The organism is Vibrio bivalvicida, assembly GCF_001399455.2.
In the GTDB taxonomy this organism is placed as follows: domain Bacteria; phylum Pseudomonadota; class Gammaproteobacteria; order Enterobacterales; family Vibrionaceae; genus Vibrio; species Vibrio bivalvicida.
Genome location: NZ_LLEI02000067.1, coordinates 1 through 1,535, shown reverse-complemented (window position 1 = coordinate 1,535; position 1,535 = coordinate 1). Strand labels below are relative to the sequence as shown.

The window sequence follows — 1,535 nt, the reverse complement described above, 5'->3', positions numbered from 1 at the left end:
CGGTGGTTGGTTTGAGTGTTGTGGTATGCGTTGCTAGCCACTTAGCAGGGCGTTATATGAATTTATTCCCACTTTATATAGAAATGTAATTGAGGTATCTAGTATGAGAAAGTGTAAGATTTTAGCGGTGTTTAGTTTTGTTTTTATTAGCAATTTTGTCCATGCAAAGGATGTTCATATCGGCCCTGTAATGTTAGACAGTGTTGCAGTACTAAATGTAAACTCATTCGGTCACAAAGCGGGTAACGTTGAAATTAAGATAACTAATGGTATTGCTGATCTCAAAGGTTTAAATTGTGATACTAAATATTTGACAACTCGTAACGATGGGGCTGGATTTAAAGATATGCTAGCAGTTCTATTAGCTGCACATGCAGCCCAAAGACCGTTAAATTTGGGGATTACAGATAATCCTGCTTATAGTGCATTTCCTGGCCGCTGTAGCCTACTATATGCTTCAATATTGAAGTAACATTCACATAACAAGAGACTATGGCGTCAATAGTAAATTTTTGGCGCTATTGTTATCCCACATTACACCGTCTCTGAGCATTGAATTTAAGGCCACAACCATCTTTCTCATACAGGCAACTATCGCGACTTTTTTTGGCTTTCCTGCCGCAAGTAAACGTTCATAAGTTGACTTAAAAACCGGGTTGCACTGGATGGCGGACATCATCGCCATATACATAACGGTTCTAACTTGAGCCCGTCCTCCTTGTATCATTCGTTTGCCTTTAAAACGGCCACTTTCTCTTGTTATTGGAGCAACACCAATGAGAGAAGAGGCTTGCTTATTAGTAATAAAGCCCAACTCGGGCACATTACTAATTAAGGATGCAGCAAGGACTTTGCCAACGCCAGGCATGCTTTGGAGAATCGTATTTTTGGTTTGATACTCAGGGCAGCTATCAATCAGCTTTGCTATCTTTGCTTCTACTTTTTCTATCTGATGTTTCAGAGCGGTAAGGATAGGGGTAATAGTCGATGAGAGATTCTTTGGTAATATTTGTAGTCGATTTCTTTCCATGGTCTGCATGGTGAGCAATTGGTTGCGCCTTGTGACTAAGTCACTCATAAGGCGTATGTTTTGGCTTTTTAGCTTGGTGAGTTCAGGCTGAACTTTCTCAGCATAGTGGGCAATGAGAGCGGCATCTAGACGGTCATTCTTGGCACGTTGACCAATGGCTCCGGCAAACTTCTTTATACGTAATGGGTTGGCAATAACGTAGGGTAGCTTGGCATTATCACAGGCGAGGATGAAGGGCATTTCTAGGCGTCCGGTTGCTTCGATGACAACTCTTTGAGGCTGGTGTTTATTGATTCTTTTAACAGCCTCCTTGATGCCTTTTTCGTTGTTCGGGACAGTAAAGTAAATATCGAGAGGGCGGATATAAATGTCTAATTGTGATTTACCAGTATCAACGCCGACATTAATGTTTTGAAGTGTGTTTGTATTCATAATAAGCTAACTCTTGCTGGCTTTGTTGCTTAATTAGGTGAGAATACATAATAGCCCAATACTGTTCAGTTCT

General features: G+C 40.8%; 2 protein-coding genes. One reads left to right on the top strand and one right to left on the bottom strand.

All coding sequences use genetic code 11. The features are described from left to right. Positions 1 to 103 precede the first annotated feature (103 nt). Positions 104 to 472 carry a hypothetical protein gene (locus APB76_RS19080; RefSeq protein WP_054963668.1) on the top strand — a complete coding sequence of 123 codons (369 nt, stop codon included), beginning with the start codon at positions 104 to 106 and terminating at the stop codon, positions 470 to 472. Between the two features lie 18 nt (positions 473 to 490). Here the strand turns inward: APB76_RS19080 and APB76_RS19075 are convergent, their stop codons facing one another. Further along, a complete protein-coding gene (locus APB76_RS19075) occupies positions 491 to 1,462 on the bottom strand; it encodes an IS110 family RNA-guided transposase (protein WP_054963667.1) in 972 nt (323 codons plus the stop codon). Between the last annotated feature and the right edge of the window lie 73 nt (positions 1,463 to 1,535).

Coding starts and splice junctions, on each gene's coding strand:
- APB76_RS19080 (WP_054963668.1), top strand. CDS start 104: ATGAGAAAGTGTAAGATTTTAGCGGTGTTTAGTTTTGTTTTTATTAGC.
- APB76_RS19075 (WP_054963667.1), bottom strand. CDS start 1,462: ATGAATACAAACACACTTCAAAACATTAATGTCGGCGTTGATACTGGT.